1 protein-coding gene and 1 pseudogene are annotated in these 1,996 nt (G+C 71.4%); both read right to left on the bottom strand.

Going from position 1 to position 1,996, the window contains the following annotated elements; genetic code table 11:
- Positions 1–1,403 (bottom strand): amino acid adenylation domain-containing protein (locus tag IF43_RS37460; RefSeq protein WP_158939692.1); only part of this gene is annotated, 1,403 nt, incomplete at its 3' end.
- A gap of 78 nt (positions 1,404–1,481) precedes the next feature.
- Positions 1,482–1,926 (bottom strand): annotated as a pseudogene (locus IF43_RS43940) (condensation domain-containing protein); the annotation flags it as partial.
- Between the last annotated feature and the right edge of the window lie 70 nt (positions 1,927–1,996).

Raw genomic sequence — 1,996 nt, 5'->3', positions numbered from 1 at the left:
GGACGGTCCAGGTAACCACGGGCCAGCCCCGGCCCGGTGATCCACAACTCGCCCGGCACCCCCACCGGCGCCAGCCCCCCGTGCCGGTCCACCACCAGGTTCATGGTGTTGGAGATCGGCCGGCCGATGGGCATGGAGGTGAGCTCGGGGCCGTCGTCCGCCACGACGAAGCAGGTGGCGAAGACGGTGGCCTCGGTGGGCCCGTACCCGTTGATCAGGGTGGCGGGGGCGTGCGGTCCCGCCATCAGGGCGTCCGCGACCGAGCGGTCGACGGCCTCGCCGCCGTACATCACCGTCTTCATCCCGGCCACCAGGTCCGGGCGCTCGACCACGTGCTGGTTGAACAGCGGGGCCGTCAGCCAGGCGACGGTGACCCGGTCGCGCCGGAACGCGGCGGCGAGCGCGTCGGAGTCGCCCAGCTCCTCCTTGTCCACGACCGCGAGGGTCGCGCCCGTGATGAGGGCGCCCCAGCACTCGTACGTGAAGACGTCGAAGCAGTAGTTGCACGTCTGGGAGACGACGTCGTCGGCCGTGATCGTGTTGAACCAGTTGTTGACCAGGAGGCGGCAGACGGACCGGTGCTCGATCTGGACGCCCTTGGGGGTGCCGGTGGAGCCGGAGGTGTAGATGACGTAGGCGAGGTCCCGGGCACCGGTGGGGGTCACGGGGTTCCCGGAGGCCAGGGCGTCGAGGGAGAGCCGGTCGAGGGCGACCAGCGGGACGGGGGCGTGGTCGAGGCGCGGGGCCAGGTCCGTGTGGGTCAGCACCAGTGGCGTCCCCGACTCCTCCAGCATGAAGGAGAGGCGGTCCGCCGGGGTGTCGGGGTCGAGCGGCACGTACGCGGCGCCGGCCTTGAGGACGGCGAGCAGTGCGGTGATCATGTCGACGCCGCGGTCGAGGCAGACCGCGACGAGGGTGTCGGTGCCCACGCCCCGGCCGATCAGGTGGTGCGCCAGCCGGTTCGCCCGCTCGTTCAGCTCCCGGTACGTGAGCGTGGCCTCGTGGTGGACCACGGCGGGGGAGTCCGGCGTGCGCTCGGCCTGCTGCTCGAAGAGGTGGTGGACGGTGGCGTCGTCGGCGTAGTCGACCGTGGTGTCGTTGAACTCGACCAGGATCTGGTGCCGTTCGGCATCGGTGAGCAGGCGCACCTCGCCCAGCGGTCGCTCCGGGTCGCGGCTCACGTCGCCCAGGGCGGTCACGAAGTGCCCGGTCAGCCGCTCGATGGTCGCCGCGTCGAACAGCTCCGTCGCGAACGTCGCCTCGCCCGACAGGCTGCCGTCCGCCTCCTCCGTCAGGAACACCGACACGTCGAACTTTGACGTCCGGTCGGCGGTGGTGAGCCGTTCCACGGTGGTGCCGGGCAGGTGCCAGTCCTGGGCCGGCAGGTTCTGCAGCGCGAACATCGACTGGACGAGGGGTGTTCACGAAGAACCCGACCAGGTCCTCCACCTCCGCCCGGTTGCGCCCCGCGATCGGCACCCCCACCGCGATGTCGCTCTGCCCGCTCCACCGCGCCAACACCAGCTGGAACACCGCCAGCGCCGCCATGAACAACGACGCGTTGTGCCGCGCCGCCAGCTCCCGCAACGCCCCCACCGTCCCCGCCGGCACGGTGAACACGCTCGTCTCACCGACCCCAGAACGCACTCGGGGCCGGGGCCGGTCCGTGGGCAGCTCCAAGGTCTCCAACCCGGCCAACCGCGCCCGCCAGTAGTCCAGGTGCCGATCGAGTCCGGCACCGGAGAGCTGCTCCTGCTGCCACAGCGCGAAGTCGGCGTACTGGATGGGAAGGTCGGCGAGCTCACCGTCACCGGCGTAGAGCCGGCGCAGCTCCTCGACGAGGACGCCCATCGACCAGCCGTCCACCACGATGTGGTGCATCGACAGCGCCAGCAGGTGGTCGTCCGCACCCAACCGCACCGTCATCGCCCGCAGCAGCCGGCCCGCACCCAGATCGAACGGCCGGTGCCCGAACGACTCGACCACCGCCCGCCCC

The sequence above is a fragment of the Streptomyces sp. NRRL S-87 genome (genome assembly GCF_000719335.1).
Classification (GTDB): Bacteria; Actinomycetota; Actinomycetes; order Streptomycetales; family Streptomycetaceae; genus Streptomyces.
Note: the sequence above shows the minus strand (reverse complement) of the source record. Positions and strands in the feature narration are given on the sequence as shown.